22 protein-coding genes are annotated in these 20,410 nt (G+C 69.2%); 9 read left to right on the top strand and 13 right to left on the bottom strand.

The window, feature by feature from the left end; genetic code table 11:
* Genes ACWH49_RS10875 through ACWH49_RS10860 form a run of 4 tightly spaced genes read right to left on the bottom strand, consistent with a single transcriptional unit; the run spans position 1 to position 3,574 of the window.
* Positions 1 to 1,899, bottom strand: coding sequence for an MFS transporter (locus ACWH49_RS10875; RefSeq protein ID WP_448171476.1), 1,899 nt, complete (start codon positions 1,897 to 1,899; stop codon positions 1 to 3).
* A gap of 36 nt (positions 1,900 to 1,935) precedes the next feature.
* On the bottom strand, positions 1,936 to 2,676 hold the full coding sequence (locus tag ACWH49_RS10870) for a DUF2145 domain-containing protein (protein ID WP_448174340.1): 741 nt from the start codon (positions 2,674 to 2,676) through the stop codon (positions 1,936 to 1,938).
* Between the two features lie 38 nt (positions 2,677 to 2,714).
* Positions 2,715 to 3,125, bottom strand: coding sequence for a hypothetical protein (locus tag ACWH49_RS10865; RefSeq protein ID WP_448171475.1), 411 nt, complete (start codon positions 3,123 to 3,125; stop codon positions 2,715 to 2,717).
* Between the two features lie 26 nt (positions 3,126 to 3,151).
* Positions 3,152 to 3,574 (bottom strand): YiaA/YiaB family inner membrane protein, encoded by a 423-nt coding sequence (locus ACWH49_RS10860; RefSeq protein WP_448171474.1) that lies wholly within the window; start codon positions 3,572 to 3,574, stop codon positions 3,152 to 3,154.
* Between the two features lie 129 nt (positions 3,575 to 3,703).
* Here ACWH49_RS10860 and ACWH49_RS10855 point away from each other — a divergent pair, with 129 nt between their 5' ends.
* Complete coding sequence (locus tag ACWH49_RS10855) at positions 3,704 to 4,453, top strand: helix-turn-helix domain-containing protein (RefSeq protein WP_448171473.1); 750 nt, start codon at positions 3,704 to 3,706, stop codon at positions 4,451 to 4,453.
* Positions 4,454 to 4,460: 7 nt separating this feature from the next.
* On the opposite strand, the gene ACWH49_RS10850 is transcribed toward ACWH49_RS10855, so the two are convergent.
* The gene (locus ACWH49_RS10850; protein ID WP_448171472.1) at positions 4,461 to 5,327 is read right to left on the bottom strand and encodes a PEP-CTERM sorting domain-containing protein; all 867 of its coding nucleotides are present in this window, start codon (positions 5,325 to 5,327) and stop codon (positions 4,461 to 4,463) included.
* A gap of 126 nt (positions 5,328 to 5,453) precedes the next feature.
* Positions 5,454 to 6,296, bottom strand: a complete 843-nt coding sequence (locus ACWH49_RS10845) for a 23S rRNA (adenine(2030)-N(6))-methyltransferase RlmJ (RefSeq protein ID WP_448171471.1) — start codon at positions 6,294 to 6,296, stop codon at positions 5,454 to 5,456.
* Positions 6,297 to 6,454: 158 nt separating this feature from the next.
* Here ACWH49_RS10845 and ACWH49_RS10840 point away from each other — a divergent pair, with 158 nt between their 5' ends.
* Complete coding sequence (locus tag ACWH49_RS10840; RefSeq protein ID WP_448171470.1) at positions 6,455 to 7,558, top strand: alkene reductase; 1,104 nt, start codon at positions 6,455 to 6,457, stop codon at positions 7,556 to 7,558.
* A 67-nt stretch (positions 7,559 to 7,625) separates the two neighbouring features.
* Here the strand turns inward: ACWH49_RS10840 and lysM are convergent, their stop codons facing one another.
* The 3 genes from lysM to ACWH49_RS10825 form a co-directional block, all read right to left on the bottom strand.
* Positions 7,626 to 8,099 (bottom strand): peptidoglycan-binding protein LysM, encoded by a 474-nt coding sequence (gene lysM, locus ACWH49_RS10835; RefSeq protein ID WP_056471538.1) that lies wholly within the window; start codon positions 8,097 to 8,099, stop codon positions 7,626 to 7,628.
* Between the two features lie 142 nt (positions 8,100 to 8,241).
* Positions 8,242 to 8,778, bottom strand: coding sequence for an MOSC domain-containing protein (locus tag ACWH49_RS10830; RefSeq protein WP_448174339.1), 537 nt, complete (start codon positions 8,776 to 8,778; stop codon positions 8,242 to 8,244).
* A 59-nt stretch (positions 8,779 to 8,837) separates the two neighbouring features.
* On the bottom strand, positions 8,838 to 9,665 hold the full coding sequence (locus ACWH49_RS10825; RefSeq protein ID WP_448171469.1) for a substrate-binding domain-containing protein: 828 nt from the start codon (positions 9,663 to 9,665) through the stop codon (positions 8,838 to 8,840).
* Positions 9,666 to 9,946: 281 nt separating this feature from the next.
* Between ACWH49_RS10825 and ACWH49_RS10820 the strand changes: the two genes are divergently transcribed.
* Entirely contained in the window at positions 9,947 to 11,812 is a 1,866-nt protein-coding gene (locus tag ACWH49_RS10820; protein WP_448171468.1) for a phosphoenolpyruvate carboxykinase (GTP), read from the top strand.
* 47 nt (positions 11,813 to 11,859) lie between these two features.
* Here the strand turns inward: ACWH49_RS10820 and ACWH49_RS10815 are convergent, their stop codons facing one another.
* The 3 genes from ACWH49_RS10815 to ACWH49_RS10805 are packed head-to-tail and all read right to left on the bottom strand — an operon-like array spanning position 11,860 to position 12,530.
* Entirely contained in the window at positions 11,860 to 12,003 is a 144-nt protein-coding gene (locus ACWH49_RS10815) for a hypothetical protein (RefSeq protein WP_448171467.1), read from the bottom strand.
* Positions 11,993 to 12,244 carry a hypothetical protein gene (locus ACWH49_RS10810; RefSeq protein WP_448171466.1) on the bottom strand — a complete coding sequence of 84 codons (252 nt, stop codon included), beginning with the start codon at positions 12,242 to 12,244 and terminating at the stop codon, positions 11,993 to 11,995. Before ACWH49_RS10810 ends, ACWH49_RS10815 begins: the two co-directional genes overlap by 11 nt.
* Positions 12,245 to 12,290: 46 nt before the next feature.
* Positions 12,291 to 12,530 (bottom strand): hypothetical protein, encoded by a 240-nt coding sequence (locus tag ACWH49_RS10805; RefSeq protein ID WP_448171465.1) that lies wholly within the window; start codon positions 12,528 to 12,530, stop codon positions 12,291 to 12,293.
* Positions 12,531 to 12,647: 117 nt separating this feature from the next.
* On the opposite strand from ACWH49_RS10805, the gene ACWH49_RS10800 reads away from it, so the two are divergent.
* The 5 genes from ACWH49_RS10800 to hutI all read left to right on the top strand — a co-directional run bounded on the left by ACWH49_RS10800 (position 12,648) and on the right by hutI (position 18,596).
* Complete coding sequence (locus tag ACWH49_RS10800) at positions 12,648 to 13,601, top strand: LysR family transcriptional regulator (RefSeq protein WP_448171464.1); 954 nt, start codon at positions 12,648 to 12,650, stop codon at positions 13,599 to 13,601.
* 74 nt (positions 13,602 to 13,675) lie between these two features.
* Positions 13,676 to 15,412: a urocanate hydratase gene (hutU, locus tag ACWH49_RS10795; RefSeq protein ID WP_448171463.1), complete on the top strand. Its 1,737-nt coding sequence runs from the start codon at positions 13,676 to 13,678 to the stop codon at positions 15,410 to 15,412.
* The gene (locus tag ACWH49_RS10790) at positions 15,409 to 15,975 is read left to right on the top strand and encodes a HutD/Ves family protein (protein ID WP_448171462.1); all 567 of its coding nucleotides are present in this window, start codon (positions 15,409 to 15,411) and stop codon (positions 15,973 to 15,975) included. The genes hutU and ACWH49_RS10790 overlap by 4 nt, the downstream gene beginning before the upstream one ends.
* Positions 15,972 to 17,366, top strand: coding sequence for a formimidoylglutamate deiminase (locus tag ACWH49_RS10785; protein ID WP_448171461.1), 1,395 nt, complete (start codon positions 15,972 to 15,974; stop codon positions 17,364 to 17,366). The genes ACWH49_RS10790 and ACWH49_RS10785 overlap by 4 nt, the downstream gene beginning before the upstream one ends.
* Before the next feature lie 6 nt (positions 17,367 to 17,372).
* Positions 17,373 to 18,596: an imidazolonepropionase gene (gene hutI / locus ACWH49_RS10780; RefSeq protein ID WP_448171460.1), complete on the top strand. Its 1,224-nt coding sequence runs from the start codon at positions 17,373 to 17,375 to the stop codon at positions 18,594 to 18,596.
* Here hutI and hutG read toward each other — a convergent pair.
* A complete protein-coding gene (gene hutG, locus ACWH49_RS10775) occupies positions 18,546 to 19,337 on the bottom strand; it encodes an N-formylglutamate deformylase (RefSeq protein ID WP_448171459.1) in 792 nt (263 codons plus the stop codon). The two genes, hutI and hutG, sit on opposite strands and share 51 nt — an antisense overlap.
* Before the next feature lie 101 nt (positions 19,338 to 19,438).
* Between hutG and ACWH49_RS10770 the strand changes: the two genes are divergently transcribed.
* Positions 19,439 to 20,410, top strand: a complete 972-nt coding sequence (locus ACWH49_RS10770) for an ABC transporter substrate-binding protein (RefSeq protein WP_448171458.1) — start codon at positions 19,439 to 19,441, stop codon at positions 20,408 to 20,410.

The raw sequence follows: 20,410 nt of genomic DNA, 5'->3' as shown, positions 1-20,410 counted from the left end.
TCAGGAGGCCAGCAGGTGCGAAACCCTTTCACGCAGCCCGGCCGGCGTGACGGCCGCCGGCGCCACCGCATCGCCGGCGACCAGACCCACCCGGCTGAACCAGCCGCGCCGGAACGGCTTGCTCATCGCCGAGCCGTCCTTGCGTGAGAAGTACGAGCCCCACAGGTTCTGCAGCGCCAGCGGCACGACCGGCACCGGGTTCGATTCGAGCAGCTTCATCACGCCGCCTTTGAACTCGCCGAGCTCGCCGTCACGGGTCAGCGCGCCCTCGGGGAAGATGCACAGCAGGTCGCCTTCGTTCAGCACCTCGCGCGCCCTCGCGAACGCCTGCTCGTAGGCGACCGGGTCGTCGCGCTGCGGTGCGATCGGGATCGCCTTGGCGAGCTTGAAGAACCAGCCGAGCACCGGCATCGCGAAGATCTTGTGGTCCATGATGAAGCGGATCGGCCGCGGGCTCGCCGCCATCAGCAGCACCGGGTCGACGAACGCGACGTGGTTGCACACCAGGATCGCCGCGCCGGTGGCCGGGATGTTCTCGTCGCCGCGCACCTTGAAGCGGTAGACCACACGCGTGACGATGAACGCGACGAAGCGCAGGAAGTACTCCGGCACCAGCATGAAGATGTAGAACGCGACCACCGCGTTCAGCAGGCCGGTGATCAGGAACACTTGCGGGATCGTGAAGTGCGCGGCCAGCAGCGCGCCGACGATCAGCGAACTCACGATCATGAACAGCGCGTTCAGGATGTTGTTCGCCGCGATGATGCGCGCGCGGTGGCTGGGCTGCGAACGCAGCTGGATCAGCGCATACATCGGCACGCTGTACAGCCCCGCGAACAGCGACAGCAGCGCCAGGTCGGCCATCACGCGCCAGTGCGCCGGCTGCGCGAGAAAGCCGCCCAGCGTGTAGCCGGCCGACGGCGCGAGGCCGCGCGCCGCGAAGTACAGGTCGATCGCGAACACGCTCATGCCGATCGCGCCCATCGGCACCAGACCGATCTCGACATGGCGCTTGGAGAGCATCTCGCACAGCAGCGAGCCGGTGCCGATGCCGATCGAGAACACCACCAGCAGCAGCGACGCGACCCGCTCGTCGCCATGCAGCACGTCCTTCGCGAAGGCCGGAAACAGCGACAGGAACACCGCGCCGAAGAACCACATCCACGAGATCCCGAGCAGCGAGCGGAACACGACGATGTTCTCGCGCGCCAGCATCAGGTTGCTCCAGGTCTCGGTGACCGGGTTCCAGTTGATGCGCAGCTGCGGGTCGCTGCTCGGCGACGGCGGCACGCCCTGCGCCGTCAGGCGCCCGAGCAACGCGACCGCCACGCAGCCGATCGCCACGTAGTGGCGGCCAACCTCGGGGATCGCCACCAGCAGGCCACCCGCCACCTGCCCGAGCAGGATCGCGACGAAGGTGCCCATCTCGACCATGCCGTTGCCGCCGGTCAGCTCGCGCTCGTTCAGGTGCTGCGGCAGGTAGGCGAACTTGACCGGGCCGAAGATCGTCGAGTGCAGGCCCATCAGCAGCACGCAGGCGAGCAGCACGATCACGTTGCCGGTCCAGAAGCCGAACGCCGCGAGCGCCATGATCGCGATCTCGAGGTTCTTGACGAAGCGGATCACCGCGGTCTTGTCGTACTTGTCGGTCGCCTGGCCGGCAGTCGCCGAGAACAGCAGGAACGGCAGGATGAACAGCGCGCCGATCACGAGGCCGGCCATGCTCGCCGGCAGCCAGCTGACCTGCAGCTGGTAGGTGATCATCACCGTGAATGCGAACTTGAACAGGTTGTCGTTGCCGGCCCCGAGGAACTGGGTCCAGAAGAACGGTGCGAAGCGCTTCTGCTTCAGCAGCGCGAACTGGTTCGGATGCGCGGCGGCGTGCTCGTTCGGGGTCATGCGGGTCCCTGTCGTGTTGTTGAGCGCAGGCGGAATCTACCGGATCACCTGGACCGGGCCGCCCAGGCCGCTGCGATTCATCCAGCTGAACACCGAGTCGACCGTGACGGTGTCGATGCGATCGGCGAAGCGCTTCTCGTTCGGGTGATCGTCGAACGCGACGTTGGCGGCGGTCAGGCGACCACCGAGGCGCTTCAGCGCGCCGATGTGCAAGGTCGTCGGCTGGTAGTCCTTCAGCTGCAGCCAAGCCTGCGCGCGTTCGCGGGTGCGGGCGCCCGGCTCCTGCGTCATCGCCAGCGTCTCGATCGCCCACTGGTTCGACTGCTGGTAGCGCTGCGCCCACGGGTACGCGACCACGCTGTAGGCCGGTGTGTTGAGCTGCGCGAGCCGGGCGTTGTCCTTCAGCGCCGGCAACAGCTTCGCCTGCACCTCGAGTTGCGGCACGACGATCGCCGCCTCGTAATCGAACAGGTCGTCCAGGAAGAACTCGCCGAGACCTTGCCGATAGACCGAGCCGTTGGCGGTGCCGCACTGGTTCAGCTTGTGGACGACGCGCCAGCGCTCGCCGTCGCGGTACGCGAAGCCGAGGTGCGAATAGCGCAGGTGGTACTCGCTCAGGTCCTGTCCGGCGCGCGCCAGCAGCACGACCTGCGCGCCGCTGCGATCGAGCTGTTGCGCGGTGTGCTCGGCCAGCGCCATCGAGCGCTCGACCGCGCTCACGGTCGGCGGGCGGTTCTCGCAGCTGCGGCCGGCCTGCGCCTGCGTGGCGGCGAACATGAGCAGTGTGGCAGCCGCGCCGGCACGCGAGGCCGCGTTCACCGCGTCACCCGTTCGTTGTAGAGCAGCGCGTTGCCGATCTCGTTCGGCACGAACGCGATCGCGCGGCTCGCGGTCGACAGCACCCAGCCGGTGCTGACGGCCGTGACGACGACCACGGTGCCGGCCGCCAGCGACAGGCCCGCCGCCGCCTGCCCGCTCAATCGCAGCGTCGTGCGGGCGCCGTCCGAGGCGCGCTCCAGCACGCACAGCGCACCGGCCGCGGAGTACTCGACCGCGACGACGCTGAGCGTCGCGCCGGCCGACAGCAGCACCACGGGCGCGGCGACCGACACCGCGATCGGTAGCGCCGAGAGCGCGCTCGCCTCGGACACCTCCGAATGCGCCTGCGCGCCGGCGACAAGCCCGGCCAGCAAGGCCGCGAGGGCAAAGTGACGAATCGATTTCATGAAGAGTCTCCAGATCGAGTCAGGGGTCAGGCGACGTCGCGCTCGGCGCGCAGCGCTTCGTGGGCATCGCGCAGCGTCTTCGCCAGCGTGAACACGGTCGAGATCAGGAACAGCCAGCTGACGCCGAGGAAGGCCTTGTAGGTCGGGTTCACGTCCATGCGCCACAGCCCCCAGCCCGTCAGGACCATCGCCAGCGCGAAGCCGCCCCAGACGACCAGGCCCCACATCGGCGTGTCGTTGCGGGCGATCTCGTTGTCCCGCACGTACTTGGCGAGCGCGAACGCGGTCGACAGGCAGAACATGTAGCCCATCACCATGAACACCCGGTCCAGGTCGGCGCCGGGCAGGTAGGCCAGGCCGGTACCGCAGAGCAGAACGGCCACACCGAACGAGACCCAGACCTGAAGTTTCCAGGCGCGGGTGTCTTGACGGATCGAGGTGCGTGACATGAGGTGCTTTCGGGGTGGGTTGAACACGGAGCGAATGGTCGTCGTCGCGCCCTCGGGTATCAATCACCCGAAGGAGGGTCGCGGAGTTGCAGCCCTCTGGTATCGTTTCAAGGTACTTTTGGGGACCGCATGAGCACCACCCACGACCTGGTCATCGCGCTGAAGGCCGAACTCAAGGCCGCCGGCATCACCTACGCCGACCTCGCCGATCAGCTCGGCATGGCCGAGTCCAGCATCAAGCGCATCTTCGCGAAGGGCGACATGCCGCTGTCGCGCATCGACGAGGTGCTGCGGGTGCTGAAGATGGACTTCGCCGAGCTCGCGCGAAAGATCGCCGACGCGCAACCGCTGCGCCGCGAGCTGACGCTGGAGCAGGAGACCGCGGTGGTGGCCGACCGCAAGCTGATGCTGCTGGCACTGTGCTGCGTGAGCCAGTGGACCTTCGAGCAGATGGTGGCCACCTACGCGATCAGCGAGGCCGAGTGCGTGCGCTACCTGCTGCAGCTCGACAAGCTCGGCTTCATCGAACTTCGGCCGCTGAACCGCTACCGGCTCAAGGTCGGCAAGGGCTTCCGCTGGCGCCCGCACGGCCCGGCGATGGCCTACTTCCGCGAGCACGTCGCCGACGACTACTACAGCGGCGGATTCGACGGCGAGGGCGAGACGCTGATGCTGGTGCACGGCCACATCAGCACCGCGCAGGCGGTCAACTTCGTCGAGCGGCTGCAGCGCGTCGGCCAGGACTTCGCGCAGCAGCACCTGGCCGACCAGAAGCTCTCCGCCGAACAGAAGGGCCACTACACGCTGGTCGTCGGCATGCGCTCGTGGCTGTTCGGTCCCTTCCGGGACCTCAAACGGGCCGCGCCGCGGCCCGCGTGAAAGTCGCTCAGCGCTGGCGGCGCCGCACCGTCCAACCCATCAGGCCGAGGCCGGCGAGCATCAGCGCGTAGGTTTCGGGTTCCGGGATCGGCGGCGTGCCGCCGTTGCTCTGCAGGAACGAGAACGTGTTCAGCGCGTAGATGCCGTTGTCGTTGAGCGGCGCGTAGTTGCCGCCGCAAACCGGCAGGCCGCACGCGGTGGTGGTCGAGATCATGTCGATGTCGGCAATGATGAACAGCGCGCCGGCACCGGCGGCGTACTCGCCCGCCTTCCAGTAGGCCGAGGTGATCTGGCCATCGGCGTTGACACCGCCGACGTGCCCGTTGTGCGCCGTGATCGCCGCGCCATCGAGCTGGCCGGTGAGGTAATACTGGTTCACGTCCTGCGCGGCGCCGAACGGTCCGTCGAACAGCGGTGCACCGCCGTTCGACACCGAGCCGCTGCTCGCGGTGGTGCTGATGCCGAGCGCGGCGCCGAGGCCGTCGTGCCCGGCGTCGTCCTGCAGCAGGAACAGGTCGCCGCCACCGAGGAAGAAGTTCGTCACGGCGGCCGAGATCGGCGCCGCCTGCGCATCCGAGATCCAGGTGCCGACGAACATGTTGACGCCGGCCAGCGTGCCCGCGGTCACCGAACCCAGCGTCGTGGTCTGGATGCTGCGGTTGACCACGCCGGCAGGGCCGAAGTAGATCGGGTTCTCGAGAGCCGCGCGGAAGCCGGTGAGGTAGGAACCGTCCCAGGCCCACTGCCCGCTGTCGGAGGTGATCGTCTGGCTCGCGCCGGCCACGACGTAGGGTGCGGCCACGGCCTGCAGCGCCGCGCCGCACAGCGCGATCACCACCGCGCCGCGGCGAATGGTTGGGGAAATGACTGACATGGCAACGCTCCTTCGAAGTCGGGTCGGCCGGAGTGGCGACCGCGGCTTCAGATGGTCGGCGCGCGACGGGCACACGCCCATCCCACGCTCATCGGCCGCCACCCCTACGCTTGGGGGGCCAAGGCGTTACGCCGCGCGCTGCTCGAGCAGGTAGTTGGCGCCGTCGTACTGGCCGAGCACGTCAGTCAGGTAGGGCAGCACGGTCAGCAACTCGTCGTGCAGCGTGAACGGCGGGTTGATCACGAACATGCCGCTGCCGGCGAGGCCGAAGCCCTGCTGGTCGGGCTGCTGCACCGTCAGCCGCGCGTGCAGCCAACCTTTGGGCGCGAGGGCCTCGAGCCGCTTGGGCAGCTGCGCGGCCTCGAGCTTGCTGACCTGCGGGTACCACACCAGGTACACACCTTCGGCGAAGCGCAGCAGCGCTTCGCGCAGCGAACTGATGACCTTGCCGTAGTCCTTGTGGCCCTCGTAGCTCGGGTCCATCAGCACCACGCCGCGCCGCGACGACGGGGGCACCTGGCCTTTGAGGCCCTCGAAGCCGTCGGTGTCGTAGACCGTCGCGCCGGGCACCTCCCCGATGTACGACTGCAGGATGCGGTGGTCGGTCGGGTGCAGCTCGAACATCCGCAGCTGGTCCTGGGCCCGCAGCAGCATCTGCGCGAAGGCGGGCGAGCCGGGGTATTGCTCGAGCATGCCGTCCGGGTTGAACTGGCGCACGAGCTGCACGTAGTCGGCCACCGCGGGCGGCAGGTCGTCGCGATCCCAAAGACGCAGGATGCCCTGCTCGAACTCGCCCTTCTTCTGCGCGAAGCGGCCCTCGAGCGAGTAGCCGCCGGCACCGGCGTGGGTGTCGACCAGGCGGTACGGCTTGCCCTTCTGGTTCATGTAGCGCAGCACCAGCGTCAGCACGGTGTGCTTGAGCACGTCGGCATGGTTGCCCGCGTGGAAGGCGTGTCGGTAGGCAAGCATGGCGCTAGTGTCGTCGCGTTTGGAGGTCGGGGCCGGGCAGGCACTGTAGCCGCTCGCGGGCAGTCCGCTTTAACCGATTTCGCGGCGCGCCGTGCGCCGGCCTGTTATTCGGCGCAGCCGTACGATGGCTTCATCCACTGACTTCCCGGCCCGCCCGCATGACCACGCTGTTCGACACCATCCACTTCGGCGACATCGCCGCCGCCAACCGCATCGTGATGGCCCCGCTGACGCGCGACCGCGCCGGTCCCGATCAGGTGCCGACGCCGCTGATGGCGAGCTACTACGGGCAGCGCGCCACGGCCGGCCTGATCGTCACCGAAGGCACGCAGATCAGCGCCGAGGGCCAGGGCTACCTCGACACGCCGGGGATCTACAGCGCCGCGCAGATCGCCGGCTGGAAGAAGGTCACCGACGCCGTGCACGCCAAAGGCGGCAAGATCGTCGTGCAGTTGTGGCACGTCGGGCGGATCTCGCACCTGTCGCTGCTGCCGCCGGGCCTGCAGCCGGTGTCCAGCACCGCGACCCGCGCAAAGGGCAAGACCTTCACCGCGCAGGGCTTCGAGGACGTGTCCGAGCCGCGTGCGCTGCGCACCGACGAGATTCCGCGCCTGATCGCCGACTATCGCCAGGCCGCGCGCAACGCGATCGACGCCGGCTTCGACGGCGTCGAGGTGCACGGTGCCAACGGCTACCTGCTCGAGCAGTTCATGCGCGACAGCATCAATGACCGCACCGACGTGTATGGCGGCTCGCGCGAGAACCGCGCCCGACTGGTCGTCGAGGTGATGACCGCGATCGTCGACGAGATCGGCGCCGGCCGCACCGGCATCCGCCTGTCGCCGGTCACGCCGGCCAACGACGCCGGGCCGGACAGCGACCCGCAGGCGACCTACGAACTCATCGTCGAGAAGCTCGCGACACTGAAGCTCGCCTTCGTCCACGTCGTCGAGGGCGCGACCGGCGGCCCGCGCGATGTCGCGCCGTTCGACTTCGCGGCACTGCGCGCGCGCTTCAAGCAGGGTCACCCGCAAGGCGCCTGGATCGTCAACAACGGCTACACCCGCGAGATGGCGATCGAAGCCGTGGCGAGCGGCGCGGCCGACATGGTCGCGTTCGGCAAGCACTTCATCAGCAACCCGGACCTGGTCGAACGCCTGAAGCGCGATGCGCCGCTCGCCCAGCCGAACCGCCAGACCTTCTATGGCGGCGGCGCCGAGGGCTATACCGACTATCCGCCGATGGAGCTGGCGCCGGCCTGATCGACGCGCGGTCCCACGCAAACGGGCGGCCCGCGGGCCGCCCGTTGTCCACTCGAGGCGAGATCGATCAGGCGGGGATGCGCAACACCTGGCCCGGGTAGATCTTGTCCGGGCTGGTCAGCATCGGCTTATTGGCCTCGAAAATCTTCGGGTACTCGTTGGCATTGCCGTACTGGGTCTTGGCGATCGCCGACAGTGTGTCGCCGCGCACCACCGTGTACCAGCGGGATTCGTCGGCCGGCTCGGCCGTCGTCATCGCATCGTCGACCTGGGTGACGCCCGACACGTTGCCGCAGCACAGCACGACCTTCTCGCGGGTCGCCTGGTCGGCGGCCTCGCCGGCCACCGAGACGGTGCCGGTCGCGCCGTCGAACGCCACATCGAGGCCCTCGACCTTCAGGTTCTGCGTCTTGATGTACGCGGTGATCGCATCGGCCGCGGTCTTGTTGGCGGCATCGACGTCGGGCGCTTCGGCGGCAGCGGCGGGCTTGTGACCGAACAGCTTTTCGCCGGCTTCCTTGATGAAACTGATGATGCTCATGGGTGCTTTCCTGGTGGGTGATCGAACGGATGCGGCTTCGATCGAGAGCTTTCAGCCGCACAGCCCCGCAATGTAGCGAGGCAGTGCAAAGCCGCGCAGCACCAATGGTCGGCGGTTGTAACAGGCGCCCGCTGCGCGTGCCTCAGCGTCGGTGCGGCGCCACACGCGCGCGGAACAGTTCCGCGATGCCGACCTCCTGCGGCCCGGGAACCCATTCGAACGCCTCGCCCGCACGCAGCGTGCCGGGGCGGCGCACGTCGAGGTAGAAGCCGCACCAGCTGTTCTGCACCATCAACTTCGACGCCTGCTTGAACCCCATCGCGGCATTGAACTTGAAGCAGGGGAAGCGCGGCTCGCTGACCGCCAGCTCGCAATCCGGGAAGCGCAGCACGTCGCCGACCCAGACCTGGTCCTCGAGCAGCCCGGCGATCGTCAGGTTCTCGCCCAGCGCGCCGGGGACCAGCGTCTCACCCCATGCCGCGGCGCGCGCCTGGGCCCGAACCGTCTGCCAGAACGGGTAGTGCTCGCTCGGATAGGCGTAAATCGCCTTGCCGGGCCCGCCGTGCACCGACAGATCGGCCTGCTCGTCGCCCGCGAGGCCGAGCGGCCCGACCTCGACCGGGCCGGCGACGCTCCGCTTGAGGATCCCGGTCATCACCTCACGGTCGTCGATCAGCATCGGTCGCGCGGCGGACACGTTCAGGCTCAGCAGCTGGCCGAAGCGCGAGGCAGGATGGGTCACGGCGAGCGGTACTTCCCGTGGTGGGCAGCGACCACGCGTCGCCCTCGTGGCCCGGCGACCCACGCGACGAACAGCTTGCCAGCGGGGTGCCGGCTGGCGAACGCACGCATCACGTGCACCGGCTCCGCCAGCACCGGATCGCCTTCGACCAGCACGCCGAGCGGCGCGCCACCCTGCGGGGCCCAGGCGCCGCGTTCCACGAGCGCGTAGGCGCCGCGGGCGCGTGCTTGCGCGATCAGGCGCGCAGCTGGGTCGCCGCTCCCATACCAGGGCGCCGCGGGCGCAATGCCGGCCAGGCGCCAGAGCGCCTGTTCGGCCAGGTGCAGGCCCGAACCGTCGCCCGCGGACAGGAAGGTCACCGCACCGGGCATGGCGAGCGCGGCGCGCTGCACCTGCGCCAGCGCGGCGGCGGCGTCGGTCCCACCGGCGATGCCGGCCGGATCTTTTTCCCTTTCCTTGGACTTACCGCGCACCAGCGGGCCGACCAGCACGAACGCCCCCGTCGCGACCGGCTGGCGGTCGTGCGCGAAGCCCTGCTGCACGAGGCGCGCTTCGGCGTCGGGGGCGTTGGTCAACGCCGCATCCAGCTCGCCGCGCTCCAGCGCGTCCAGCAACGGCCGCGCCGGACCGGCCACCGCCTTCACGGCGATTCCGGTATCGATGCCGAACGCGCGGAGCAGTGCCGGCGCCAGGCCCGACTCGACCAGCGACGTGTCCACGCCCAGGCGGAACGGGTCGGCGTTCGACCGTTGCGGCTGGGCCGCCCCGGGCGCCGTGACGGCGATCCACGGCAACGACAACAGCAGGCGGCGGCGCAAGGGCATCGTCGATTATCGCCAGGCCTCGGGGCGGCATAAAGTCATACCGAAAGCGCATGACCCCCCGGGAAATGGTGGTTACCTGCCCATTACACTGGGACGACAATCCCCAAAAGGAACTGTAGAGAGCGGCGCCGGTCCGACCGATTCGGGCGCTCGTAATCGGCCCGTAACCACCGTTGCGGGGCTTGCGCCCAGCGGCATTGGGCAAGCCGGTCCGGCCCCTGCTACGGGCCGAGCGGGTTTGCCCAATCCCGCTTTTTTTGACTCCGATGACTGGACCCACGATGAACCGTCCCGCAATGGAAGGCGTGCGCCTGAACGTGCCCTCGAGCGTTCGCCACGCCCAATTGATCGAATGGGTGGCCGAAATGGCCGCGCTGACCGAAGCCGCCGACGTTTACTGGTGCGACGGCAGCAGCGCCGAATACGACCGCCTGTGTGCGCAGCTGGTCGCCGCCGGCACGTTCAGGAAGCTCAACCCCGAGCTCCGGCCGAACAGCTACCTCGCCTGCAGCAGCCCGAGCGACGTGGCCCGGGTCGAAGACCGCACCTTCATCTGCTCCGAGAAGAAGGAGGACGCCGGCCCCACCAACAACTGGATGGCGCCCGGCGAGATGCGTGAGCTGCTGCAGACCGGCCCGAACGCGCTCTTCCGCGGCGCCATGAAGGGCCGCACGATGTATGTCGTGCCGTTCTCGATGGGTCCGCTGGGTTCGCCGATCGCGCACATCGGCGTCGAGCTGTCGGACAGCGCGTACGTCGCCGTCAACATGAAGCTGATGACGCGCATGGGCGCCAAGGTGCTGGACGTGCTCGGCACCGATGGCCATTTCGTCCCGTGCATGCACACCGTCGGTGCGCCGCTGGCCGCCGGCCAGAAGGACGTGTCCTGGCCGTGCAACACGACCAAGTACATCGTCCACTACCCCGAGACGCAGGAAATCTGGAGCTACGGCTCGGGCTACGGCGGCAACGCGCTGCTCGGCAAGAAGTGCTTCGCGCTGCGGATCGCGTCCACCATGGGGCGCGAGCAGGGCTGGCTGGCCGAGCACATGCTGATCCTCGGCGTCACCTCGCCCGCGGGCAAGAAGCACCACGTCGCGGCGGCGTTCCCGAGCGCCTGCGGCAAGACCAACTTCGCGATGCTGATCCCGCCGGCCCAGCTAGGCGACTGGAAGGTCACGACGATCGGCGACGACATCGCCTGGATCAAGCCGGCGGCCGACGGCAAGCTCTACGCGATCAACCCGGAAGCCGGCTACTTCGGCGTGGCCCCGGGCACCAACGACAAGACCAACTTCAACTGCATGGCCAGCCTCAAGCGCGACGTGATCTTCACGAACGTCGCGCTGACCGACGACGGTGACGTGTGGTGGGAAGGCATGACCGACACCCCGCCGGCGCACCTGACCGACTGGCAGGGCAAGGACTGGACGCCCGCGATCGCGAAGGAGACCGGCGCCAAGGCCGCCCATCCGAACGCCCGCTTTACCGTCCCCGCCACCAACAACCCGGCGCTCGACCCGGAATGGGACAACCCGGCCGGCGTGCCGATCGACGCGTTCATCTTCGGCGGACGGCGCTCGACGACCGTGCCGCTCGTCACGGAGGCGCGCAACTGGGTCGAGGGCGTGTACATGGCCGCGACGATGGGCTCGGAGACCACCGCCGCCGCTGCCGGTGCGCAAGGCGTCGTTCGCCGCGACCCGTTCGCGATGCTGCCGTTCATGGGCTACAACATGAGCGATTACTTCCAGCACTGGCTCGACCTCGGCCACAAGCTCGAGGCGTCCGGCGCCCAGCTGCCCAGGATCTATTGCGTCAACTGGTTCCGCAAGGGCGCCGACGGCAAGTTCGTCTGGCCCGGCTACGGCGAAAACATGCGTGTGCTGCAATGGATGATCGGGCGTGCCGACGGCACCGCGAAGGGCGAGGAAACCGCCTTCGGCGTCACGCCGCGCTACGGCGATCTTGACTGGACCGGCCTCGACTTCACGCCGACCCAGTTCGACCAGGTGACCCACCTGGACAACGCGGCGTGGAAGACGGAACTCGGTCTGCACGCCGAGCTGTTCCAGCAACTGGCCTACCACCTGCCGACCGAGCTGACCGCCGCGAAGGCCGCGCTGGAGCGTCGCCTGGCCGCCTGACGGCGCGTCGCCTCACCAAAGCAAAGGCCGGCGATTGCCGGCCTTTCTCAATGTGCGGGCGCGGTGCGCCAGTTCGAGAACCAAGCCGCCAGCCGCACCAGCGCGCTGATCGGCCCGTTCGCCTCGTGGTCGATCGCCGGGAGGCGGCTGCGCGGTGCGAACCGCGACGTGTCGTGGCCGTCAGTCCGCATACAGGCCTTCATGGCGTGCCGCGGCGGCGTACAGGTCGGCGGCGAAGCCCGGATCGGTCTTGGCGTAGGTCGAGGCGAGCTGGCGGACCTTCTGGGCTTCGATCGAGGCCGATTCGGCGGCACCGGCCGCAGCGGTCGACGCCGCGGTGCGCGCGGCCGGGATCAGGTTGGTCAGCGCGGCGAGCAGGTGATGGGCGAAGCGGTTGCGTTGCACATTCGCGTGCAGGGTGGCGGTGGTCATGGTGTGTTCCTTGACGTATTCGATTTGAGAGGTGGTGCGCGGCGCGTCAGGCCAACGGGCCCTGGCGGGACGCGGCCCGGAGTTCCTTGGCCAGTTCAGGCTGGAGCGCCTCGCACTGATCGGCAAAGGCGAGCAGGTGGCGCTGGGCGCGGGCGCGACCGGCCGCCTCCAGCGCGCGCCAGATGGCCGCACCGGCCTGCTTGAACTGACGGCGCAGACCGGCGCCGGTCGATGCGGTGTCCGCGGCAGCGGACGTGATCGGCAGCGATGTGACAGCGGTGTTCATGCGAATTTCCCTTCTTTGCCGGGGCCGTTCTGGTCCCGATGTGCAGATACTAGGGTTAACCCGGATAATTCTCCAATCAATCTTATGAATCGCCGTTATCACGACGGCGTATGACGAATGCCCACCGCGCTGAACTTCCGAACCCTCGACCTGAACCTGCTCCGCGTGTTCGACGTCGTGATGGCCGAGCGCAACCTCACCCGCGCCGCGGAGTGCCTGTCGATCACGCAACCCGCCGTCAGCAATGCCTTGAAGCGCCTGAGGGAATCGGTAGGTGAGGACTTGCTTACACGTGCAGCGACCGGCGTGAAGCCGACCCCGCGGGCCGAAGCCCTCTGGCCGGAAGTCCGCACGGCGCTGGGCCACCTGCGCGCGGCGCTCGCGCCCGGCGAGTTCAACCCGCAGTCCGACGCCGCCAGCTTCCGTATCGCGATGGCCGACGCGACCGCGGCGCTGTTCATGCCGCCGCTCGTGGCGCAGATCGAGTCCAGCGAGGCACTCGCCAACGTGCGGGTGCTGCCCTTGGCCACCCGCGACCCGAGCGAGATGCTGGAGCGCGGCGATGCCGACCTGGCGATCGGGTACTTCCCCGAAACGATCGCCGCGCTGACCAGCCAGGGCAGCGATGCGCCGCTCCACCATGCGCACCTGCACGACAGCGAGTACGTCTGCGTCATGCGCGAGGGCCATCCGCTCGCCGCCGGCGAGCTGACACTGGACGCCTTCTGCGCGGCCGATCACCTGCTGGTCAACTTCGCCGGTCGCCCGCACGGCCTGGCCGACCAGGCGCTGGCGGCACTGAACCGCAAGCGCCGCATCGTCCTGACGGTGAACCAATACTTCACGGCGGGCCGTGTCGTCGCCAACAGCAACCTGCTGACCGTGCTGCCGGCCTACTTCGTCGAGGCGACGGGCTACCACGAACACGTCGTCACCCGACCGCTGCCGTTTGACCTGGCCGGCTTGCACGTGGCGATGGTCTGGCACCAGCGCAACGACCGCTCCAGTGCGCACCAGTGGCTGCGCGCTCGGTTGCTGGAAGCCGCAGCGCAGCACACCGCCAACGGTTGACGCGGCGCGCATCTTCCCTCATGCTCCGCAAAGTGGTCTAGACCACTTTGCCTCCATGCACGGAAAGACGCGCGATGAACTCCTCCACCGACCCGAACACGCTCGCCGACGCCGCCGCGCGCGGTGCACGCTCCGCCCCTGGCCGCGTCGTGCGCGCCCCGCACGGCAGCACGCTCCATTGCAAGTCGTGGTTGACCGAGGCCGCGTTCCGCATGTTGCAGAACAACCTCGATCCGGACGTTGCGGAGCGCCCCGAAGAACTGGTCGTCTACGGTGGCATCGGCCGCGCCGCACGCGACTGGGCCTGCTTCGACAAGATCCTCGATTGCCTGCGCGTGCTGGAAGACGACGAATCGCTGCTGATCCAGTCCGGCAAGCCGGTCGGCGTGTTCAAGACCCATGCCGATGCGCCGCGCGTGCTGCTGGCCAATTCGAACCTGGTGCCGAAGTGGGCCACGTGGGAGCACTTCCACGAGCTCGACCGCCAGGGCCTGTTCATGTACGGCCAGATGACGGCCGGCTCGTGGATCTACATCGGCACCCAGGGCATCGTGCAGGGCACCTACGAAACCTTTGCCGAGGCCGCGCGCCAGCACTACGGCGGCAGCCTGGCCGGCAAATGGATTCTCACCGCCGGCCTCGGCGGCATGGGCGGCGCCCAACCTTTGGCCGCGACCTTCGCCGGCGCGGTTTCGCTGAACATCGAGTGCCAGCAGGCCAGCATCGACTTCCGGCTGCGCACCCGCTATGTCGACGAGCAGGCGACCGACCTCGACGACGCGCTGGCCCGCATCGCGAAATACACCGCCGAAAAGAAGGCGGTGTCGATCGCGTTGCTCGGCAACGCCGCGCGCATCGTGCCGGCGCTGGCCGAGCACTTCAAGAACAGCGGCTCGAACCGGCCGGCGCTGGTAACCGACCAGACCTCGGCCCACGACCTGATCCACGGCTACCTGCCGGCCGGCTGGTCGGTCGAGCACTGGCAGGCGGCACAGGCAGACTCCTCGCAACACGCGACGCTGAAGGCCGCGGCTGCAAAGAGCTGCGCCGAGCATGTCAAGGCGATGCTGCAGTTCCAGGCGATGGGCGTGCCCACCGTCGACTACGGCAACAACATCCGCCAGGTCGCGTTCGACGAAGGCGTGAAGAACGCATTCGACTTCCCCGGCTTCGTGCCCGCCTACATTCGCCCGCTGTTCTGCGAGGGCAAGGGGCCGTTCCGCTGGGTCGCGCTCTCGGGCGACCCGGAGGACATCCGCAAGACCGATCGCAAGATCAAGGAGCTGTTCCCGCACAACGCCCACGTGCACCGCTGGCTCGACATGGCGGGCCAGCGCATCGCGTTCCAGGGGCTGCCCTCCCGGATCTGCTGGCTGGCGCTGGGCGAGCGGCACCTGGCCGGGCTGGCGTTCAACGAGATGGTGCGCACCGGCGAACTGAAGGCGCCGATCGTGATCGGCCGCGACCACCTCGACACCGGATCGGTCGCCAGCCCCAACCGCGAGACCGAAAGCATGCGCGACGGCACCGACGCCGTCTCCGACTGGCCGCTGCTCAACGCGCTGCTCAACTGCGCCGGCGGCGCGACCTGGGTCTCGATCCACCACGGCGGCGGGGTCGGCATGGGCTACTCGCAGCACGCCGGCATGGTGATCGTCGCCGACGGCACCGAGGCCGCGGCGAAACGGCTGGCGCGCGTCCTCGTCAACGACAGCGGCTCGGGCGTGATGCGCCATGCCGATGCCGGTTACGAACTGGCGATCCGGACCGCGAGCGAGCAGCACCTGAACCTGCCGATGCTCGCGACGTGAGCGCCGCGCCGCAGCGCTTCGACCTGCGCGAGATCGCGCCGCAGCCGTGGAAGAACGGCGCCGGCGTGACGCGCGAGATCGCGTTCGGCGGCGTCAGCGCCGGCGACTTCGACTGGCGGCTCAGCGTCGCGGAGGTCGCGCGCGATGCGCCGTTCTCGGCCTTCCCCGGGATCGATCGCTGCATTGTGCTGCTGCGCGGTGCCGGCATGCGGCTGCGCTCGCCGGACGGCACGCTCGATCACGCGCTGACCGTGCCGCTCGACCCGTTCCGCTTCAGCGGTGACGTGGCGCTCGACGCGACACTCGTCGATGGGCCCTGCCGCGACTTCAACGTGATGACGCGCCGCGGCGCGTGGCGAGCCGAGGTCAGCGTGCAGCGCGGCCAGGGTCTGCTGACACCCGCCGACGTGACGATGGTGATGTGCGTGGACGGCAACTGGACCGTCGATGGCGTGACGCTCGAGCCGATGCAGGGACTCGTGCTCGCCATCCCTCCGGCAGCGGGGTGGGGCGAAGGCGTCTCGCTGCTGGCGGTTCGCCTCCTCGACGACCGATCTCCATGAAGAACATGCTGCTCGCCGAACACGCGTTGCTGCCCGGCGGCTGGGCGCGCGACGTGCTGCTGTGCTGGGACGCCGCGGGCATGTTGACCGGCGTGACCGTGGGCGCCGCGCCGGCACCCGACACCGCGCGCGCGAACGGCCCGGTCCTGCCCGGCATGCCCAACCTGCACTCGCACGCCTTCCAGCGCGCGTTCGCCGGTCTCTCCGAATTCCGCAGCGCAGACCGCGCCGAGGACAGCTTCTGGACCTGGCGCGCGCTGATGTACCGCTTCGCCCGCGACCTCGGCCCCGACCAGCTGGAGGTCATCGCGACCCAGCTCTACATCGAGATGCTGCGCGCCGGCTACACCACGGTGTGCGAATTCCACTACCTGCACCACGCACCCGACGGCCAGCGCTACGCCGACGCGGCCGAGATGTCGATGCGGCTGCTGGCGGCCGCCCAGCGGGCCGGTATCGGCATCACGCTGCTGCCGGTGCTGTACCAGGACGCCGGCTTCGGCGGACAGCCGCCCCGGCCCGAGCAGCGGCGCTACCTGAACAGCGTCGACGCGCTGCTCGACCTCGTGCAGCGTGGCCGCGCGCACGGGGCGCGCGTCGGCGTGGCGCCGCACTCGCTGCGGGCGGTCGGACCGCAGGCACTGCGTGAGCTGCTCGCCGGCCTGCAGTCGATCGACCCGCGCGCGCCGATCCATCTCCACATCGCCGAGCAGCAGCAGGAGGTCGACGATTGCCTGGCCTGGAGCGGGCAGCGCCCGATTGCATGGTTGCACGCGAACGCATCGGTCGATGAACGCTGGTGCCTCGTTCACGCGACCCATCTCGACGCCACCGAACGCAGCGCGCTGGCGGCGAGTGGCGCCGTTGCCGGGCTGTGCCCGACGACCGAGGCGAACCTGGGGGACGGCGTGTTCCCGGCCGCCGCCTACCTCGGCGCCGGCGGCGCCTGGGGCATCGGCTCGGACAGCCACATCAGCGTCGACGCCGCCGAAGAGCTGCGCCTGCTCGAGTACACGCAGCGGCTCGCGCAGCAACGCCGCAACGTTCTGGCCGGTGACGGTCGGCCCGACGACGCGGCCCCGCGCCAGGTCGCCGATCACCTGTGGCTCGGCGCCGTCGCCGGCGGCGCACAAGCCAGCGGTCGCGCGGTCCGCGGCCTGGCGGTCGGCCAGCAGGCCGATTTCGTCGTGCTCGATGGCAGCGGCCCGCTGGGCGGCCTGGGGCCTGCGCAGGCTCTCGCCAGCCACGTGTTCGCGAACAGTGGCCGCAGCGCGGTTCGCGACGTGTTCGTCGGCGGCGTGCAGCGCGTTTGCGATGGCGAGCACGCGCTGCAGGGCGTCGCCTGCCGGCAATTCGTCGCCACGCGCAGCGCGCTGCTGCAGGAGGATTGAGCCGCCATGCCCACCCCCGAGTTCGACCTGCTGATCCGCAACGTCCGCATCGTCGCGTGCGACGACGACGCCGGCGCGGCGTCGCCGCCTTCCTTCGTCGCGATCTCGAACGGCCAGATCGCGGCGCTCGGTCCCAGCGAAACACTCGCCCCGGGCGCGACTGCGACAGCCGAACTCGACGGCGCCGGCGCGCTGCTGACGCCCGGGCTGATCGACTGCCACACCCACCTCGTGCACGCCGGCAATCGCGCGCGCGAGTTCGAGATGCGGCTGTCCGGCGCGAGCTACGAGGAGATCGCGCGGGCGGGCGGCGGCATCGTCTCGACGGTGCGCCAGACCCGCGCCGCCAGCGCGGACGACCTGTTCGCGGCCTCGGCACGCCGGCTGATCGAGCTGATGCGCCACGGCGTCACCACGGTCGAGATCAAGTCCGGCTACGGCCTGTCGCTGGCCGACGAACTGAAGATGCTGCAGGTCGCGCGTGCGCTCGGCCAGCGGTACCCGATCGACGTGCGCACGACGCTGCTCGCCGCGCACGCGATCCCGCCCGAGTTCGCCGGCCGCGCCGACGCCTACGTCGACGCGATCGTCGCGCAGATCATCCCCGAGGCCGCGCGCCTCGGGCTGGCCGACGCCGTCGACGCGTTCTGCGAGCACATCGCGTTCACGCCGGCGCAGACGCGGCGGGTATTCGAGGCGGCGCGCGCGCACGGGCTGCCGGTCAAGCTGCATGCCGAGCAGCTGTCGAACCAGGGTGGCGCGGCGCTGGCCGCCGAGTTCGGCGCGCTGTCGGCCGACCACCTGGAGCACGTCGACGAGAGCGGCGTGCGGGCGATGGCGCAAGCCGGCACCGTCGCGGTGCTGCTGCCCGGGGCCTACTACTTCCTGCGCGACACGCAGCCGCCGCCGATCGCGCTGTTCCGCGAGCACCGCGTGCCGATGGCGATCGCGACCGACTGCAACCCGGGCACCAGCCCCGGCACGCACCTGCCGCTGATGCTGAACATGGCCTGCACGCTGTTCCGGATGACGCCCGCCGAGGCGCTGCTCGGCGTCACGCGACACGCCGCGCAGGCGCTGGGGCTGGCGCACAGCCGCGGGCGCATCGCGCCCGGCCTGCGTGCCGACCTGTGCCTGTGGGACATCGACCAGCCCGCCGAGCTGGCTTACGCGATCGGCTCAAGCCCCTTGCGCGCGCGCCTGCAGAACGGCGTCCAGCATCCGCTGTAGCAGCGGCTGCACCTGTGCCGCCAGGTCGGGGCGGTAGTCGAACGGCGCCGTCTCGTTCATGTAGGTCGACTGGCACATTTCCAGCTGCAGCGCGTGCACGCCCGTGTCCGGCTGCCCGTAGTGGCGCGTGATGTAGCCGCCCTTGAAGCGACCGTTGCTGACGTGGGTGAACTGCGCCTGTCCGGCCATCGCCGCCTCGGCCGCTGCCTGCACGACGGGCGCGCAACTGGTGCCGTTGGCGGTTCCCAGGTTCAGGTCCGGCAGCTTGCCGTCGAAGAAGCGCGGCAGCACGCTCGCGATCGAGTGTGCGTCCCACAGCACGACGCTGCCGTGCAGTCCCTGCAGACGCGTCAGTTCGGCGCGCAGCGCATCGTGGTACGGCTGCCAGTAGGTCGCACGGCGCTGCTCGACTTCGCCGGCCGTCGGCGCCTCGCCCGGGCGGTACAGCGGCTCCTTGCGGAAGGTGTCCAGCGGCAGCAGGCCGGTCACGTCCTGACCGGGGTAGAGGCTCTCGTCCTTCGGCGGGCGGTTCAGGTCGACCACGTGGCGCGCGAAACGCGCCACCAGCGTGCTCGCGCCCAGCGCCCGCACGAACGCGTACAGCTGCGGCAGATGCCAGTCGACATCGGCGCGCTGCAGCGCCTCGGGGGTCATGCGCGCGGCAAGCGCGTTCGGGATCTCGGTGCCCGCGTGCGGGAACGAGACCAGCAGCGGCGCGGTGCCGGGCGTCAGCGTGAACATGGTCGAAAGTGGTCTAGACCGGTTGGAACCCGAGTGTAGACTGCGCGGCACGCGGCTTGCATCCGGGCTGCGCACCACCTCACATCCTCACGGGAGTCACGATGAGTCCAATTCGCCGCCTCGCCAAGCTCACTTCGCTCGCCGCTGCGCTCGGCGCCGCCTTGCTCGCCGCATCGGCCTCCGCCCAGGACACCAAGGTCGCCATCGCGATCTCCGGCTGGACCGGCTTCGCGCCGCTCACGCTGGCCAAGGAGGCCGGCCTGTTCCAGAAGCAGGGCCTGGACGTGACGATCAAGAAGATCCCGCAGAAGGACCGCCACCTCGCGATCGCCTCGGGCGACGTGCAGTGCGCTGCGACCACCGTCGAGACCTGGATCGGCTGGAACGCCAGCGGCGTCGCGACCACCCAGATCTTCCAGCTCGACAAGAGCTACGGTGCCGACGGCCTGGTCGTCAAGCCCGGCATCGCCAAGATCGCCGACCTGAAGGGCAAGACCGTCGCCGCGTCGGCACCGGGTACCGCACCGTACTTCGGGCTGGCCTGGATCCTGAAGAAGAACGGCCTGTCGATGAAGGACGTGAAGGTGCTGACGCTCGAACCGCAACCCGTCGCCAACGCGATGATCGCCGGCACGACCGACTTCGACGGCGGCATGACCTACGAGCCCTACCTGTCCGCCGTCCGCGCCAAGCCCGAGGCCGGCAAGATCATCGCGACCACGCTCGATTACCCGATGGTGATGGACACCTTCGGCTGCTCGCCGAAGTTCCTGAAGGAGAACCCGAAAGCCGCGAAGGCGCTGGCCGACGGCTACTTCGCCGCGCTCGACATGATCAAGTCCGATCCGAAGAAGTCCTACGAGATCATGGGCGCGGACGTGAAGCAGAGCGGCGAAGCATTCGAGAAGTCCGCCGCCTACCTGCGCTGGCAGGACAAGGCCGCGAACCAGAAGTTCTTCGCCGGCGAGCACGCGCAATTCACGAAGGAGGCGGCCGACCTGCTGCTCGAGATCGGCACGATCAAGGCGATCCCCGACCTGAAGGCGCTGGCCGACACCAGCTTCATCAAGTAA

It is taken from the genome of Rhizobacter fulvus (genome assembly GCF_964020785.1).
The sequence above is the reverse complement of the archived record's forward strand: the minus strand, read 5'-3'. Positions and strand labels throughout refer to the sequence as shown.

Bases quoted from the DNA above. Each gene is read 5' to 3' on its own strand.
- ACWH49_RS10825 (WP_448171469.1), bottom strand. From the start codon at position 9,665: ATGCCCTTGCGCCGCCGCCTGCTGTTGTCGTTGCCGTGGATCGCCGTC.
- hutG (WP_448171459.1), bottom strand. From the start codon at position 19,337: ATGTTCACGCTGACGCCCGGCACCGCGCCGCTGCTGGTCTCGTTCCCG.
- ACWH49_RS10865 (WP_448171475.1), bottom strand. From the start codon at position 3,125: ATGAAATCGATTCGTCACTTTGCCCTCGCGGCCTTGCTGGCCGGGCTT.
- ACWH49_RS10785 (WP_448171461.1), top strand. From the start codon at position 15,972: ATGAAGAACATGCTGCTCGCCGAACACGCGTTGCTGCCCGGCGGCTGG.
- hutU (WP_448171463.1), top strand. From the start codon at position 13,676: ATGAACTCCTCCACCGACCCGAACACGCTCGCCGACGCCGCCGCGCGC.
- ACWH49_RS10850 (WP_448171472.1), bottom strand. From the start codon at position 5,327: ATGTCAGTCATTTCCCCAACCATTCGCCGCGGCGCGGTGGTGATCGCG.
- ACWH49_RS10860 (WP_448171474.1), bottom strand. From the start codon at position 3,574: ATGTCACGCACCTCGATCCGTCAAGACACCCGCGCCTGGAAACTTCAG.
- ACWH49_RS10845 (WP_448171471.1), bottom strand. From the start codon at position 6,296: ATGCTTGCCTACCGACACGCCTTCCACGCGGGCAACCATGCCGACGTG.
- ACWH49_RS10855 (WP_448171473.1), top strand. From the start codon at position 3,704: ATGAGCACCACCCACGACCTGGTCATCGCGCTGAAGGCCGAACTCAAG.
- lysM (WP_056471538.1), bottom strand. From the start codon at position 8,099: ATGAGCATCATCAGTTTCATCAAGGAAGCCGGCGAAAAGCTGTTCGGT.
- ACWH49_RS10870 (WP_448174340.1), bottom strand. From the start codon at position 2,676: ATGTTCGCCGCCACGCAGGCGCAGGCCGGCCGCAGCTGCGAGAACCGC.
- ACWH49_RS10810 (WP_448171466.1), bottom strand. From the start codon at position 12,244: ATGACCACCGCCACCCTGCACGCGAATGTGCAACGCAACCGCTTCGCC.
- ACWH49_RS10800 (WP_448171464.1), top strand. From the start codon at position 12,648: ATGCCCACCGCGCTGAACTTCCGAACCCTCGACCTGAACCTGCTCCGC.
- ACWH49_RS10815 (WP_448171467.1), bottom strand. From the start codon at position 12,003: ATGCGGACTGACGGCCACGACACGTCGCGGTTCGCACCGCGCAGCCGC.
- ACWH49_RS10770 (WP_448171458.1), top strand. From the start codon at position 19,439: ATGAGTCCAATTCGCCGCCTCGCCAAGCTCACTTCGCTCGCCGCTGCG.
- ACWH49_RS10840 (WP_448171470.1), top strand. From the start codon at position 6,455: ATGACCACGCTGTTCGACACCATCCACTTCGGCGACATCGCCGCCGCC.
- ACWH49_RS10830 (WP_448174339.1), bottom strand. From the start codon at position 8,778: ATGCTGATCGACGACCGTGAGGTGATGACCGGGATCCTCAAGCGGAGC.
- ACWH49_RS10805 (WP_448171465.1), bottom strand. From the start codon at position 12,530: ATGAACACCGCTGTCACATCGCTGCCGATCACGTCCGCTGCCGCGGAC.
- ACWH49_RS10875 (WP_448171476.1), bottom strand. From the start codon at position 1,899: ATGACCCCGAACGAGCACGCCGCCGCGCATCCGAACCAGTTCGCGCTG.
- ACWH49_RS10820 (WP_448171468.1), top strand. From the start codon at position 9,947: ATGAACCGTCCCGCAATGGAAGGCGTGCGCCTGAACGTGCCCTCGAGC.
- hutI (WP_448171460.1), top strand. From the start codon at position 17,373: ATGCCCACCCCCGAGTTCGACCTGCTGATCCGCAACGTCCGCATCGTC.